This is a genomic window from Polynucleobacter sp. AM-7D1 (assembly GCF_018688455.1).
Classification (GTDB): Bacteria; Pseudomonadota; Gammaproteobacteria; order Burkholderiales; family Burkholderiaceae; genus Polynucleobacter.
Genome location: NZ_CP061319.1, coordinates 1919979 through 1934975 on the forward strand (window position 1 = coordinate 1919979; position 14997 = coordinate 1934975).

A 14997-nucleotide genomic window follows, 5' to 3' on the forward strand; every position below is an offset into this window, starting at 1 on the left:
AGTCTAAAGATATCTTCATCGTTTAATCAGGTTGGGACCAGTTGGTAAAAATGGAAAGCGAACCCAATCACTTGTGACATTCCAGTCACGATTGTTTAGTGCATTTACCTGGAATGGCTTGGGTAGCTTACTCAAATCTAGAGTCATTCTGAGCGCTGCAGTGTAAGACTTGCTTGCGTCAATTTGACTGCCATCAATTACCCGCCAACCCCCAATACTCCCTACGGTCTGCAGGGCCTCAAGTATAGTTTTTGCAGAAAAGGTAAAGCCTTCAGAGGCTATGCGATATTGCTGAGTCATAGGCTGATAAGACAAGCGTGTTAGTCGCTGAGCTATCGCAGGCTTTTCATCGAACCAATACCAGCGTGAACGAGTTACATCAAACTCAGTCTGAAAATATAAGACAACCCCTTTTTGAACTGCGTCTTCTAGACCCGGGCTTAATTCAATCTTAAATGTAGCATTTAATAGCCAGTCGTTATCCACCCGCTCTAGCTCAGCAGATTTAAGCTTGATTCCTTCTGCATTTGCAACTGCTGAAAATAGACTCAGCGCCATCAAAACACAAAGGGTGAATTGTTTAATGCATTGGTTCATGGCCCTTTTTTCTTAAACAAGGCATAGAAAAAACCATCATTTAGCTCGGCGGGCAAAATTTGTCCGGGAGCGCTCAATCGTAACGCATCGGGATGCTCATTCGCAAACCAAGCGGCCTGTTCCTCGCCTTCTTCCGGAAATACCGAGCAAGTCACATACAAAAGCGAACCGCCCATCTTGAGCATCTTCCACGCTTGCTCCAAAATAGCGCGTTGCCTCAACTGTAGCGCTTTAATATCTGCCTCGCGACGCAAGAAGGGGATATCGGGGTGTCTTGCAACAATGCCAGATGCTGAGCAAGGCGCATCCAATAAGATTTTGTCAAACGGCTTACCATCCCACCAGGCTGACTTTGAGGCGTCGCCACGCACTACCTGAACGTCGTCAGATTGCAATCGCAAGCGATCTAAATTACCGCCAATTTTTCCAAGACGCTGACCATCCAACTCCAATGCAATCATCTCGCATTGCTCCAACTCCAATAAGTGAGCAGTTTTTCCACCAGGCGCAGCACAAGCATCCAATACACGCTCTCCCGATTTTGGGTCAAGCAATACCGCTGCAATTTGAGCCCCTGCATCTTGAACAGAAACAGCACCACTATAAAATCCCGGCAAATCGGATACCGGCACAGGCTCACGCAAGACCAAAGCAGAATTCAATGGGATTCCAGCAATGCTATCAATGGGCTCAGAAATGATGCCGGCCTGATGCAATAACTCTTGATATTCCTGGCGCGTATGCTGCTTGAGATTCACCCGCAAAATTAAGGGTGCCCGTTGGGCCTGCTGAATCAACATAGCCTGCCAAGACTTCGAATAGTTACGCTTCAAACTAGCCCGCCACCAGGGCGGAAAAAACATAGGAATGGGGTCTGGCGGATAAGGTTTCTCATTCTCAGCCTGCACTGCCAGACTAACCTTACGCAGCACAGCATTCACCAAGCCCTTGGCATACATTGTTGGCTCATATTCACTACAAGCCTTTACTGCTTGATCAACGATCGTATGAGCCGCGTAGCCCTTACCCTCTGAACCACTTTGCAAAAATAAGGCGATTGCCACGCTTAATAAGTACTCTACTTCTACTGGGGGTGTCTTTGGAATGAATTCCTTAATGAACTCATGAGATCTCACCCACTTACGCAAAGCGTCAAATGTAAGGCTTTGAACGATGGGGCGTTCGTGCGCATCCAACTGATCCAAAACTTCTGTAAGTGATCGACCCACCATCACCTCACCAATTGCTTGCGCCGAAATAGTGATCGCCTCGGATAGAGGAAGACTGCGTGGTGTTTTTTGGTCAGTCAAATTATTCCGCTCCGGGGTAAACCCCGTTTTTAGACATGCTAATTAATCGAGCTACCCGCTCCTCCATTGGGGGATGAGTAGAAAAAAGTTGTGAAAGACCACCGGCTGTCAGAGGATTAATGATCATCATCTGCGCCGTTTCAGGGTGCCGCTCAATTGCTTGAAATGGGATACCTTGAGCATAAGCATGAATTTTTTGCAGGGCCTGTGCCAGCGACTCAGGGTCAGAGCTCATTTCCGCCCCGCCACGATCGGCCTCATATTCGCGCGCCCGAGAGATGCTCATTTGAATTAGACTTGCTGCCAGAGGCGCCAAAATCATTACCGCCAATGCCGCAATGGGATTGCCTTGCCGACCCTCTGAATTTCGACCACCAGCAAACATCGCTAGATTTGCCAATGCAGAAATGGCACCGGCCATAGTAGCAGCCACAGTAGAAATCAAAATATCCCGGTGCTTTACGTGTGCGAGCTCATGCGCCATTACACCGCGCAATTCACGAGGCGAAAGAACTCTGAGGATGCCGGTGGTTGCTGCAACAGCAGCATTCTCCGGATTGCGACCGGTTGCAAATGCATTGGGCGCATCCTCATCAATTAAAAATACTTTAGGCATGGGGAGTCCAGCCTTTTCAGACAGCTCTTTAACCATGGCATACAGCTGGGGAGCAGAATGCTCATCCACTTGCTGTGCATTCGTCATCTTGAGGACCATCGTATCTGAGAACCAGTAGCTAAAAAAGTTCATTCCGATTGCGATCAGCAGCGCAATCAACATCCCCTCTTCACCACCAAGCATGCCACCAACCACTATGAAGAGCGCAGTAATTGCCGCCATCAAAATCGCGGTCTTTGCTAAATTAAACATTTACGTCTCCTTGCTTGTTTGCCATCTTTTCAAACCTCATTAAATGATGTGCACTTACTCCACCAGGAATGCATAGACTTGCAGAAATCTTTTTCCCGCCTGGTTTTTGCATTTCTAAAATCTCGATCACGCCCTCACCACATTGAACATATACGCCATCAGCACTACAGCCCACAATTTGTCCAGGCTTGGCATCTGGATCTATTTGCACTTGCTTGGGCAAACAAGAGTTCCAAAACTTGAATTGCTCGCCTTGAAGGCTGCTCGTCGATCCGGGAAATGGATTGAAAGCTCGAATGCGTCGATCAATTTCAACTGCACTTAACTGCCAATCAATTTCTGCCTCGTTCTTTAATATTTTTTCTGCGTAGGTAATGCCGATACTTGGCTGTGAAGTTCTTGCGAAGACTACGCCCTCATCTAGATCATTCAGAACCTTCACCATCAATTCAGCGCCTAGCTTAGCAAGGCGATCATGAAGTGTTGAGCTAGTTTCGTCAGATGCGATTTTCAGATCACCCACCAAAACGGTATCACCAGTATCTAGACCGGCATCCATTTGCATGATGCTCACACCGGTGCAGGCGTCACCACTCTCAATAGCACGCTGTATTGGGGCTGCGCCGCGCCATCTTGGCAGCAAAGAGGCATGAATATTAAAGCAGCCAAATCCACCATTGCGAGATGCAAGATCCAGAACATCTTGAGGAAGAATTAATCCGTATGCAACTACAACCATTGCATCAAAATCAATGCCAGATAAATATTGATATGCCTCAAGTGCTGCCGCTTGTTTCTGCAAGTCAGGTTGGCTCTGTTTAAGGGATGCCGGTTGCAATACAGGAATATTTTTTTCTTGCGCAAAGAGTTTTACGGGGCTCGCCTGTAAATGCATGCCGCGACCAGCACGACGGTCTGGCTGGGTAAGCGCTAAAACAATTTGATGCCCGGCATTTTCTATTGCACGCATTGCTTGCGCAGCAAACTCTGGGGTACCAGCAAAAACAATTTTCATTGGGCGCTTAGCGCTCGCCTACTAATTCTTTTGCGCGCTTTTTGATTTTGAGAGAAATACGATTGCGCTTCAACATCGAGAGATACTCAACAAACACCTTGCCCTGCAAGTGATCCATCTCGTGTTGCAAGCAGACTGATAACAAACCATCTGCCTCTACTTCAAATTCTTTTCCATTGATGTCGAGCGCTTTTACTCGAACTACCGCTGGACGGTCAACTTCATCGTAATACTCTGGCACAGAAAGACACCCTTCGCGCCATGATTTTTTTTCTGGGCTTGCCCAAACTAATTCTGGATTGATGAATACCATTAACTCATCTTGATTATCTGAAATATCAATCACCACAATCCGCTCATGAATATCAACCTGTGTTGCAGCCAAACCAACCCCCGGCGCTTCGTACATTGTCTCGGCCATATCGGCCACAATTTTTTTGATGCGTGCATCTACCTGCGCTACGGGTTTGGCAACCTTAAGTAGGCGTGGATCTGGATAGCAAAGGACAGTTAATAAAGCCATATCGGAATTATCCAACAGAGTAATAAAGCTGTCCTGATAGTTCTCTATACGCCCATGCTGAAAATTGCTTTATGAACAAGCCGAAAAATTCAGACATCATCCAAATTCGCCAAAACTCCGCTGGCTATCCAGCTCGCCTATTAGATTTATACGATCCTCCCAACTCACTCTATATATATGGGGATATTCGCTTGCTGGATTTGCCGATGGTTGCCATTGTTGGATCCCGCAAGGCCAGCCAAGAGGGAATCAAAAATGCCCACTATTTTGCGCAAGCCCTATCTGCAAAGGGCTATCTCATTATTTCGGGCTTAGCCAGGGGTATTGATGGTGCCGCCCACTTAGGCGCCCTTGGACAGAAGCAGGACCGACCAACCATCGCAGTATGCGGAACGGGGCTGGACATTGTGTACCCCAAAGAGCATCAAAGATTGGCCCAAGCCATTGGTAGCAGCGGCTTACTTGTGTCTGAATTAGAGCCAGGATTGGGTCCAAAAGCCTGGCACTTCCCACGCAGGAACCGCATTATTGCCGCGCTAGCGCTAGGAATCCTGGTAATCGAAGCAGCTGAGCGCTCTGGCTCACTGATTACAGCCAAAATAGGGCTAGAGCTTGGCCGTGAGATCTTTGCAATTCCTGGGTCGATACATCACCCTCTATCAAGGGGCTGTCACCAGCTACTTCAGCAAGGGGCCAAACTCGTCCAATCCCCCAAAGATATCCTGGAAGAGCTAGAAAATTGGTGAAAAGGGCATTTAAACCCTTTTAAAGGCCTATTTTAGGAAAATTTAAGGCATTACAAGCGCATTCCAAAACCCCTAAATATGAGGATTTTGGACTTTTGTTAATTTATCGGTTAATAATAAAAAAGGGGTGTAGGAAAGATTAGCCCAAAAATGGGCTTAATTAGGCATCCTATTTGCACCCAATAAAACATGATTTCAAGCTCAAATTTAGGCAAAACGCGTGGCAACTAAAGCAACTACCAAAAAAAGCAGCTCAAAAACTTCAAGCGTGGATCGCCCCAAGGCGCTCATCATTGCAGAGAAACCTTCTGTTGCGAATGACATTGCCAAGGCTTTAGGAGGTTTCACTAAATATGAAGACTATTTCGAGAGCGATGACTTTGTCATTTCTTCTGCAGTGGGCCACTTATTAGAAATTGCTGCCCCCGAGGAATTTGATGTCAAACGTGGTAAATGGTCGTTTGCAAACCTACCGGTTGTGCCGCCCTATTTTGATTTACGCCCGATTGCCAAAACTGAATCGCGACTCAAGGTATTACAAAAGCTCATTAAGCGCAAAGATATTAATGAGCTTATTAATGCATGTGACGCGGGGCGTGAAGGTGAATTAATTTTCCGCTTGATTGCGCAGCATGCAAAAGCGCCACAGGCCATTAAGCGTCTCTGGCTGCAATCAATGACCCCAGCAGCTATTCGTGATGGCTTTGCTTCGCTGCGTAGTGATGCCGACATGCAGCCTCTAGCAGATGCAGCACGCTGCCGCTCTGAGGCAGATTGGATGGTTGGCATTAACGGCACACGTGCCATGACAGCATTCAACAGTAAAAGCGGTGGATTCTTTTTAACGACAGTTGGTCGAGTACAAACGCCAACCTTATCAATTGTTGTAGAGCGCGAAGAGTTAATTCGTAAATTTGTCTCTAAAGACTATTGGGAAGTAAAGGCCGAGTTTATTGCTGCAGCTGGCGTATATGAAGGCCGCTGGTTTGATCCGAAGTTTAAAAAAGATGTTGCCGCCCCAGACGCTCGCGAGAATCGTCTATGGAGTGAAGCTGCTGCACAAAGCATTGTGGCTGCCTGTCGCGATAAAAAAGCGAGCGTCAAAGAAGAGGCCAAGCCAGCAACTCAGCTAGCGCCCCAATTGTTTGACTTAACTAGTTTGCAACGTGAGGCCAATGCACGCTTTGGCTTCTCCGCCAAAAATACCTTGGGTCTGGCTCAAGCACTTTACGAGCGGCACAAGGTGCTTACTTATCCGCGTACAGATGCTAAAGCTTTGCCCGAAGATTATTTGGACACAGTGAAGCAGACCATGGAGAACCTGGCTGAGAACTCATCAGAATATCGTCCATTTGCTAAACAAATTTTGCAAGGCGATCCTAAAGATCCAAAGGCAAAAGCTGGATATGGCTGGATCAAACCAAACAAACGTATTTTTGACAATTCAAAAATTTCTGATCACTTTGCGATTATCCCAACCTTAGAGTCTCCAAAGAGTCTGAGCGAGCCAGAGCAAAAATTGTATGACTTGGTTGTTCGTCGTTTCTTGGCGGTGTTTTACCCTGCTGCCGAGTTCCGCGTCACCACTCGCATTACCGAAGCGTCAGGTCATCACTTTAAAACCGAAGGCCGTGTTCTAGTATCTCCGGGTTGGCTAACGGTGTACGGCAGATCCAATCAAGCAGATGATGAATTGGTGGCCGTACAAGAAGGTGAAACTGTACAAACTGAATCCATCTCCGCCATCCCATTAAAGACTAAACCCCCTGCTCGCTATACCGAGGCAACCTTGCTATCCGCCATGGAAAGTGCTGGCAAATGGGTAGATGATGATGAGATGCGTGAAGCCATGGCTGAAAAGGGTTTAGGAACGCCTGCAACCCGTGCGGCCATTATTGAAGGCCTGTTAGCAGAAAAGTATATGGTGCGCGAAGCGCGCGAGCTCATTCCAACGGCCAAAGCATTCCAATTAATGACGCTACTGCGCGGCTTGGATGTAGAAGAATTAACGCGCCCTGATCTCACGGGCAGCTGGGAAAATAAACTTTCCTTGATTGAACGTGGCGAAATGAATCGCGATACCTTCATGCAAGAAATTGCACAGATGACGCAACGCATCGTCAAGCGCGCCAAGGAGTATGACAGCGATACCATTCCTGGTGACTATGCCACTATGTCTACACCGTGCCCACACTGTAAGGGCGCAGTTAAAGAAAACTATCGTCGCTTTGCATGTGAGAAATGCGGATTTACGATTAGCAAAACTCCGGGTGGGCGCGCATTTGAATATCCAGAGGTAGAAGAGCTGCTTCGTGAAAAAACCATTGGGCCACTCCAAGGTTTCCGCAGCAAGATGGGGCGTCCATTTGCAGCAATTATTAAGTTAAGCGAAATTCCTGAAGATGATGCCGATTATCCAAATGCAGGCTTTAAGCTTGAGTTTGATTTTGGCAACACGCAAGAGGATGAATCCGAAGCAATCGACTTTACGGGCCGTCAGGCTTTAGGTGTTTGTCCAAAGTGCTCTGGTGCTGTGTATGAAGATGGCATGCGCTATCTTTGTGAGAACAACACAGGGCCAAGTAAATCATGTGATTTCAAAACGGGCAAAGTAGTTTTGCAACAAGAAATTTCTGCGGAGCAAGTTCAAAAATTGCTAGCAGAAGGCAAAACAGATTTGCTAACCAATTTCAAATCCAACCGTACCGGTCGTGGCTTTAAGGCTTATCTTGCTTTAGGCGCAGATGGCAAAATTGGTTTTGAGTTTGAAGCCAAAGCACCCAAGACCGGTGCTGCCGACAAAGCGCCAGCGAAGAAACGTGCAGGCGCCAGTGCGGCCACTAAGTCTGCAGCAAAACCTAAGCGTGCCAGCAAAGCAAAGTCGTCCTCAAGCACTTGAGCAGTAATGAGCTTGGCCGCTAAAGCCGACCACAAAATGCCTCTTGACCCTAGGGCTGTTGCTAAAAATATCCCTGGGCGTTGAGTGAGCGCCCCAATAATCGGTAAGCGATCACCTGCAACACAGCGCACACCGACAAAACTTCCTGACTTGTGAAGATGGCTAACATCACCCTCTTCATAATCCAGTAAACCCTTTGCCTGCTCGCGATTAAAGTCATCGCTTGTATCCCAATCATGCAGATCGGACTCTCCTTCATCAAAGCTAGAACCCACTATCCACTGGTAACTTCCATCGGGTAATTTCTTGGCTGGCAAACAATAGCCATCACCCGAGATGGCGGTACGAGGTAGTTTTGGCGCCCACGCATTTTTTTCGTCAATGGAAAAAATGCTCAACTGTCCACGCACCGGCCTCAATGGGAGTCGCACGTCGATACTTCCAGCTAAATTTTTAGTTTCTAAGGCTGCCGCAATAATGACTTTATTAGCGGTCATGATGGTAATGCCCTGGGAGTCGACCAATCGCCAGCCCGTTGGGGCTTTCTCCAATCGAGCTACTGAAGTATTCCAGCGGCAAGTCAATCTTGGATTGGGGGCCAACGCATCTTGAGTTGCTTCAAACAAATTCAACGATGCTCCGCGAGGGAGCCAAATTCCATCTTGAGAAATTCCACAAACTTCCATTGCCTCATTTGCATACAGCGCTTGCGCTAAGCCTTCGTCAAGATTAAGTGACTGCAAATAGTCTGCAACATCACTCTGATTAAAAACTTTATCTTTTTTATTTGGTTGAAAGATACCATGCTGATTCCAGCACTTACCCCAGCGGGCTTCGGCTATTAGAAATGCAATACGAGTTAAGCGCAATAAACGGGGGGCGCCTCGACCAACATGTGGATGCGCAATAGCGTAGGCGTGACTAGAACATGCTGATGCAGGGTGGGGAGCTGAGTCAAGAATACAAACCGTTTGACCGCGTTCAAGCAGTTCATTGGCAATGCTAGATCCCGCAATGCCTGCCCCAATCACCACGATGTCATGGTGTTGGGGTGAGGTCATTAAATACGGATGTTTTGAAAAGACTTCTTAAATTCCTAGGGATGACTAGGCATTTAAGCGCTTCTCAATTTTGCTGCGTGCTTCGATTAGCTCTTTAGGCAAGCGCTCGCCTAGATGCTCAAACAATTCTGAATGGAGTTTGAGCTCATTCTTCCAATCGTCAACAGCAACGGTAATGGCCTTCTCAAATTTGTCTGCTGAATAATCGAGGCCATTCCAATGCATGTCAGCATGCTCTGGGCAAATACCAAACACCGTCTCTTTACCTTTAGCTGTACCTTCAGCACGGCCTAAGATCCATGAGAGCACGCGCATGTTTTCACCGAAACCAGGCCATACAAACTTGCCGTTTTCATCTTTGCGGAACCAGTTCACACAATAGATCTTTGGTAGCACAGCACCTTCGGCAGCAAGCTTGCTACCAATGTTCAACCAATGCTGGAAGTAATCGCTCATGTTGTAACCAGCAAATGCAATCATCGCAAATGGGTCGCGTCGTACAACGCCTACTTGGCCAGTAATCGCAGCGGTGGTTTCAGAGCCCATTGTGGCGGCCATGTAAACACCTTCTACCCAGTCACGTGCTTCACTTACCAATGGCACTGTGTTAGAGCGACGACCGCCAAACAAGAATGCATCAATCGCAACACCCTCAGGATTGTCCCAATTTGGATCAACTGCAGGGTTATTTGTAGCAGCTACAGTGAAGCGTGAATTTGGATGCGCAGCTTTACGACCGGCGGCACCATCAGCAGGCGTCCAGTCTTTACCTTGCCAGTCAATCAAATGTGCAGGAGGAGTATCAGTTAAACCTTCCCACCAAACATCACCATCATCAGTTAAACCAACGTTAGTGAAGATCACATCTTGGTTTAATGAATCGAGACAGTTTGGATTGGTTTGACGATTTGTACCTGGAGCAACACCAAAGTAACCAGACTCTGGGTTAATCGCAAACAAACGTGTCTTTCCTGTAACAGGGTCCTTGCGTGGCTTGATCCATGCAATGTCATCACCAACCGTAGTGACCTTCCAACCCTCGAAGCCTTTTGGAGGAATCATCATAGAGAAGTTGGTTTTTCCGCAGGCAGATGGGAAAGCCGCGGCAATATGGTATTTCTTGCCCTCGGGTGAAGTCACGCCCAAGATCAACATGTGTTCAGCTAACCAGCCTTGATCGCGACCCATATTGGATGCAATGCGTAATGCAAAACATTTTTTTCCTAGTAAAGCATTGCCGCCGTAACCAGATCCAAAAGACCAAATCTCACGAGTTTCTGGATAGTGAACGATGTACTTGGTTTTGTTGTTAGGCCAAGCAACATCTTTTTCGCCTGCAGCCAATGGCTTACCAACAGTGTGAATGCAAGGAACGAATTCGCCAGTGGCGCCAAGCTGATCAATCACAGCTTTGCCCATGCGGGTCATTAAGCGCATATTGATAGCAACATAAGGGCTGTCAGACAGCTCAACGCCAATATGGGCGATTGGGGAGCCAATTGGGCCCATGGAGAATGGGACTACGTACATTGTTCTACCGCGCATGCAGCCATCAAACAATGGCTGGAGAGTGGCACGCATTTCACTTGGCTCTACCCAGTTATTGGTTGGGCCAGCATCTTCTTTTTTTGCAGAGCAGATAAATGTGCGGTCCTCAACACGGGCCACATCATCTGGGTCTGATAGTGCTAAAAAAGCATTTTTACGCTTTGCTGGGTTGAGGCGCTTGAATACGCCCGCATTTACCAATAGCTCACAAAATTCATCATATTCGGCCTGAGAGCCATCGCACCAGCGAATCTTGTCTGGCTTGGTTAGAGCGGCAACATCTGCAACCCATTGAATGAGTTTTTGGTTTTTTACGTACTCAGGTGCATTGGTATTAATAGTCATGAGAGTCCTATGAAATGTAATATTTTTGATCGCACTATTTTAACATTTTGGGCGTATTTTTAGGCGCCGACCCACCAAGAGCAAACCCTTTACTTGCCAATGCAAAACTGGCTAAATATCTTGCCCAAAAGATCGTCTGGGAGCAGTTTTCCGGTAATGTGTCCAAGCTGATCTTGTGCTAAACGGAGTTCTTCTGCAAATAACTCCAGCGATATGTTGCCATCTGCGGCGAATTGTTGAGATTTATCCAAATGGGTTGCTGCCCTATCCAGACAATCAAGGTGTCTTCTACGGGCCACAATGGCGCCCTCTTGAGAGCCGCCCCAACCAACCGATTCTAGGATTTTTTGTTTTAGAGTCTCAACCCCATCGCCAGTCTTGGCCGAAATAAGTAGGGATGGACTTTCACTTTGGTGGGATGCTTCATTAGCAAGCAAGTCAGACTTATTAATGACCTCTAAAACGGGGCACTTTGGTGGGAGGGCCTTCAATATTTGGGCTTTTAAGTCCAAAACCGCTGCGCTATCGATCGCATTAATTGAATTTGGATCTTGCAGAAAAATAACTAGGTCTGCGGCTTGTATTGCCTCCCAAGACCGTTCAATTCCCTTTGCCTCAACTAGATCGCTGGTCTCACGAAGACCGGCTGTATCAATAATGTGCATTGGAATACCGCTTATGGTGATGCTTTCCTTAACGCGATCCCTTGTGGTTCCCGCGATAGGAGTAACAATTGCAACCTCTTCGCCAGCCAAGCGATTAAGAAGTGAGCTCTTTCCAACATTAGGGGCGCCAGCCAAAACCAGCTGAATACCATCGCGCAGAATCTTGCCCTGTTTTGCACCCTCTCTCAGCTTGTGCAGCTTTTCCATCACCGCGCTAAGGCGCTGACGAGCTTGAGCATTCTCCAAAAATTCAATCTCTTCTTCAGGAAAGTCTAGGGTGGACTCAACCAAAATGCGTAATTGGGTAATTTCTTCGATCAAGCCATTAATGTCGTTTGAGAAGACCCCTTGCAATGAACGCGCCGCCCCACGAACTGCCGCCTCACTTTGAGCATCAATTAAATCTGCGATAGCCTCTGCTTGAGCTAAATCGATTTTGTTATTGAGATACGCGCGTAAGGAAAATTCGCCCGGCTCTGCAATAACCAAACCCTGATCTTTTCCAAGCTCGAGACACCGCTTCATGACCAACTCTAAAAGCTGGGGTCCTCCGTGGCATTGCAGCTCTAGGACGTCTTCACCGGTAAAGGAGGCGGGGGCAGCAAAGAAAATTGCAATCAGTTGGTCAATCGTCTCGCCGCGCGCATCACGAAGGGTAAGGAGATTGGTTTGGCGTGGCGTAAGCACCTTGTGAAAAAGAGCTTCGGCTATTGGCAAAAGCCGTGGGCCGCTAATACGAATAACGCCGACCCCAGCCTTGCCGGGCGCAGTGGCAACCGCAATGATGGGCAGCTTTCTCGTCATCATTGCAGGCACCCTTTGTTTATTTGTTATCGGCCGAAGACCTTAAGCCGGCTTTTTTCCAAACATTTGATTGATTTGCCACTGCTGAGCAATTGACAGTAAGTTGTTCACCACCCAATACAAGACCAAGCCTGCTGGGAAGAAGAAGAACATTACAGAGAATACAAGCGGCATATACATCATCACCTTAGCCTGAATTGGATCTGGTGGCGTTGGGTTCAGCTTGGTTTGCACAAACATGGAGGCGGCCATAATGATTGGCAAAATATAGTATGGGTCTGGAACTGATAAATCATGAATCCACCCAATCCATGGGGCGTTGCGCATTTCTACTGAAGACAATAGAACCCAGTACAAGGCAATAAATACTGGAATCTGAATCACCACAGGCAAACAACCACCAAGGGGATTGATTTTTTCCTTGCGATACATCTCCATCATGGCTTGATTTAATTTTTGTGGGTCACCCTTGTACTGCTCTCTCATGGTGAGTAAGCGTGGTTGCACCTCTTTCATGCGGGCCATAGATTTGTAGCTTGCCGCTGAAAGCGGGAAAAACACCAACTTAATTAAGATGGTCAATAAAATAATTGACCAGCCCCAGTTGCCCACATAAGAATGAATGTTGTCCAAGAGCCAGAAAATGGGCTTAGCCAAAATGGTTAAGTAGCCATAATCTTTTAGCAATTCAAAGCCCGGAGCAATTGTTTCCAATACGCGCTCTTCTTGTGGCCCCACAAATAGTTTGGCTTTTTCCACAACTGTTGTGCCTGGTGCAACTACGCCCAGTGGCACTTGCATACCGATTCGATAAAGGTTGTTATCAATCTTTCCGGCATAAATATCTCGTGCTGCTTTATCGCTAGGAATCCAGGCGCTAGCAAAGTAATGCTGAACCATGGCTATCCAAGCGGGATCGCCAGCTGGAACTTGCGTAGGAATAGTAATTTTATTTTTATCAATCGCCGTGAACTCCAGCTTGTTGAATTTTTCTTTTTCAGTGTAGGTAGCGGGACCAGTGAAAGTGCTTGCTGAGAACGCGCCGTCAAAGGGGCCAATCTTTTGCTCTTGAGAGGCATCGCGAACGATCTCTGTGTACAGGACCAAGGGTGCTGCGTTTGCATTACTTTGTGTAACGCGGTGTCCAACATCAACCACATAACTACCCGCACTTAAGACAAAAGTCTTCTCTAGTTTTACGCCGTTACGCTCGCTTACTAAAACAATGAAGGGGTTGCCTGAGCCGTCTTTACCAGACTGCGATAACTTAAATGTGCTGGTGTGATTCGGCAAATCCACGTTGCCCAAGGCAATTAAGCCTGAGCGTGCAAAATATTTATGGTTTAGTGTGTATTGAAACAACTCAACTTGTTTTTTTTCTGGGGTGAGCTGCTTAGGCAGGATTGCGTCAATAATGGTGCCGCCGTTTGCACTAATCTCCAAAATCAATACATCATTTTTTAAAACAAACTTTTCAGCCGTTTCTATTGCACCAGCAACAACCATAGACGTTTGGTTTGGGGCTGGAATACTTGGATTTTGTACGGGCGACGGAATGTCGATTTTGTTCGCTGTTGTCTTATCGGCCACAACAGCAGTATTAACGGGACTCCCACCAAACATCGATGGCTTTCCTTCATGAACTTGCCAGTTGTTGAACAACAAGATGCCCGACATGGAAAAGATTGCCCAAAGAATTGTTTTTTTATAGTCCATTTGCATTCACTTAATGATGATGAGATGTTGGTTTTACTGCTGGGTCGTAACCACCCTGTGACCATGGATTACAACGCAAAATACGCCATACCGATAGCCCAATACTTTTAAAGAATCCGTAATTTGTAAAGCAATCACATGCGTATTGAGAGCAGGAAGGTGCAAACTTACAATGCATACCAATATAAGGGCTAAGCGCTACTTGATAGAGCCGCACGAACTTAATGGCTGCCTTGTTTATTGGGTGCACGTTAAATTAGCCCCGCAATTTGTGTTCGCAGTATGTCTTTTTCTTTGCTTCTGAGTCTGCCGCGGGTTTCGCGACCAATTGGCTTTTTCAGCTTCACCACAACATCACTGTTGAGGTTTGTAGCTTGAGCGCCCCTGACTAGTTCTCGGATCATGCGCTTTAATTGGTTCCGGTCTACCGCGCGTTTAGCTAGTTTTTTAGCTACCGCAATACCTAAATCTGGTTTAGCGCCTTGATCGGAAGATGCCAAATACAAACCCCAATACAAACTTGTCTTGGGGCGTGTTTTTAGTAACTCAGAAATCCTAGCGCTATTCAACTGCTAAATTAAACAGCCAGACGTTTACGGCCTTTAGCACGACGTGCATTTAATACTGCACGTCCGCTCTTGGTTTTCATACGAATACGAAATCCGTGGGTGCGTTTGCGACGTGTTACTGAGGGTTGGTATGTTCTTTTCATGATTCATCCTGCAAAACCCAGTATTTTCCTTGTTGCCAAGCAAAAGGTCAACCGCTACGGAAGAATATATAGGTATTTTTCTCTATTTAATTCGTGATAATTTGATAAGCCACTGATTTTTATCGGTTTTCTATTTTTATTCACAAGTTATCCACAGGTTTTCCACGTTTTTCCAGCTTGTGGATAAC

Annotated in this window: 13 protein-coding genes and 1 pseudogene; 2 read left to right on the plus strand and 12 right to left on the minus strand. The window is 46.8% G+C overall.

Annotation, left to right across the window (positions count from 1 at the left end; translation table 11 throughout):
• Positions 1-15: 15 nt before the first annotated feature.
• Genes GQ359_RS10050 through def form a run of 5 tightly spaced genes read right to left on the minus strand, consistent with a single transcriptional unit; the run spans position 16 to position 4313 of the window.
• Positions 16-597, minus strand: a complete 582-nt coding sequence (locus GQ359_RS10050; RefSeq protein WP_251367878.1) for a DUF4390 domain-containing protein — start codon at positions 595-597, stop codon at positions 16-18.
• Positions 594-1907: a 16S rRNA (cytosine(967)-C(5))-methyltransferase RsmB gene (gene rsmB / locus GQ359_RS10055; protein WP_215386997.1), complete on the minus strand. Its 1314-nt coding sequence runs from the start codon at positions 1905-1907 to the stop codon at positions 594-596. The genes GQ359_RS10050 and rsmB overlap by 4 nt, the downstream gene beginning before the upstream one ends.
• A gap of 1 nt (position 1908) precedes the next feature.
• Positions 1909-2775, minus strand: a complete 867-nt coding sequence (gene htpX / locus GQ359_RS10060) for a zinc metalloprotease HtpX (RefSeq protein ID WP_215386998.1) — start codon at positions 2773-2775, stop codon at positions 1909-1911.
• Positions 2768-3790, minus strand: coding sequence for a methionyl-tRNA formyltransferase (gene fmt / locus GQ359_RS10065; RefSeq protein WP_215386999.1), 1023 nt, complete (start codon positions 3788-3790; stop codon positions 2768-2770). The genes htpX and fmt overlap by 8 nt, the downstream gene beginning before the upstream one ends.
• Before the next feature lie 7 nt (positions 3791-3797).
• The gene (gene def, locus GQ359_RS10070; protein WP_215387000.1) at positions 3798-4313 is read right to left on the minus strand and encodes a peptide deformylase; all 516 of its coding nucleotides are present in this window, start codon (positions 4311-4313) and stop codon (positions 3798-3800) included.
• A gap of 71 nt (positions 4314-4384) precedes the next feature.
• On the opposite strand from def, the gene dprA reads away from it, so the two are divergent.
• Both dprA and GQ359_RS10080 read left to right on the plus strand, forming a co-directional pair.
• On the plus strand, positions 4385-5059 hold the full coding sequence (gene dprA / locus GQ359_RS10075; RefSeq protein ID WP_215387001.1) for a DNA-processing protein DprA: 675 nt from the start codon (positions 4385-4387) through the stop codon (positions 5057-5059).
• Between the two features lie 220 nt (positions 5060-5279).
• On the plus strand, positions 5280-7958 hold the full coding sequence (locus tag GQ359_RS10080; protein ID WP_251367879.1) for a DNA topoisomerase III: 2679 nt from the start codon (positions 5280-5282) through the stop codon (positions 7956-7958).
• On the opposite strand, the pseudogene mnmC reads toward GQ359_RS10080, so the two are convergent.
• The 7 genes and pseudogenes from mnmC to rpmH all read right to left on the minus strand — a co-directional run.
• Positions 7928-9019 (minus strand): annotated as a pseudogene (gene mnmC / locus GQ359_RS10150) (FAD-dependent 5-carboxymethylaminomethyl-2-thiouridine(34) oxidoreductase MnmC); the annotation flags it as partial. The gene GQ359_RS10080 and the pseudogene mnmC sit on opposite strands and share 31 nt — an antisense overlap.
• A gap of 45 nt (positions 9020-9064) precedes the next feature.
• Positions 9065-10912 carry a phosphoenolpyruvate carboxykinase (GTP) gene (locus GQ359_RS10085; RefSeq protein WP_215302308.1) on the minus strand — a complete coding sequence of 616 codons (1848 nt, stop codon included), beginning with the start codon at positions 10910-10912 and terminating at the stop codon, positions 9065-9067.
• An 89-nt stretch (positions 10913-11001) separates the two neighbouring features.
• Positions 11002-12381 carry a tRNA uridine-5-carboxymethylaminomethyl(34) synthesis GTPase MnmE gene (mnmE, locus tag GQ359_RS10090; protein ID WP_215387975.1) on the minus strand — a complete coding sequence of 460 codons (1380 nt, stop codon included), beginning with the start codon at positions 12379-12381 and terminating at the stop codon, positions 11002-11004.
• A 42-nt stretch (positions 12382-12423) separates the two neighbouring features.
• Positions 12424-14097: a membrane protein insertase YidC gene (yidC, locus tag GQ359_RS10095; protein ID WP_215387002.1), complete on the minus strand. Its 1674-nt coding sequence runs from the start codon at positions 14095-14097 to the stop codon at positions 12424-12426.
• 10 nt (positions 14098-14107) lie between these two features.
• Positions 14108-14347 carry a membrane protein insertion efficiency factor YidD gene (gene yidD / locus GQ359_RS10100; protein ID WP_215387003.1) on the minus strand — a complete coding sequence of 80 codons (240 nt, stop codon included), beginning with the start codon at positions 14345-14347 and terminating at the stop codon, positions 14108-14110.
• Position 14348: 1 nt separating this feature from the next.
• Entirely contained in the window at positions 14349-14597 is a 249-nt protein-coding gene (locus tag GQ359_RS10105) for a ribonuclease P protein component (RefSeq protein WP_251367881.1), read from the minus strand.
• Positions 14598-14674: 77 nt separating this feature from the next.
• Positions 14675-14809, minus strand: a complete 135-nt coding sequence (rpmH, locus tag GQ359_RS10110) for a 50S ribosomal protein L34 (protein ID WP_011903922.1) — start codon at positions 14807-14809, stop codon at positions 14675-14677.
• Positions 14810-14997: the final 188 nt, after the last annotated feature.

Bases quoted from the DNA above. Each gene is read 5' to 3' on its own strand.
- mnmE (WP_215387975.1), bottom strand. From the start codon at position 12,381: ATGACGAGAAAGCTGCCCATCATTGCGGTTGCCACTGCGCCCGGCAAG.
- htpX (WP_215386998.1), bottom strand. From the start codon at position 2,775: ATGTTTAATTTAGCAAAGACCGCGATTTTGATGGCGGCAATTACTGCG.
- GQ359_RS10085 (WP_215302308.1), bottom strand. From the start codon at position 10,912: ATGACTATTAATACCAATGCACCTGAGTACGTAAAAAACCAAAAACTC.
- yidC (WP_215387002.1), bottom strand. From the start codon at position 14,097: ATGGACTATAAAAAAACAATTCTTTGGGCAATCTTTTCCATGTCGGGC.
- GQ359_RS10050 (WP_251367878.1), bottom strand. From the start codon at position 597: ATGAACCAATGCATTAAACAATTCACCCTTTGTGTTTTGATGGCGCTG.
- def (WP_215387000.1), bottom strand. From the start codon at position 4,313: ATGGCTTTATTAACTGTCCTTTGCTATCCAGATCCACGCCTACTTAAG.
- dprA (WP_215387001.1), top strand. From the start codon at position 4,385: ATGAACAAGCCGAAAAATTCAGACATCATCCAAATTCGCCAAAACTCC.
- rpmH (WP_011903922.1), bottom strand. From the start codon at position 14,809: ATGAAAAGAACATACCAACCCTCAGTAACACGTCGCAAACGCACCCAC.
- fmt (WP_215386999.1), bottom strand. From the start codon at position 3,790: ATGAAAATTGTTTTTGCTGGTACCCCAGAGTTTGCTGCGCAAGCAATG.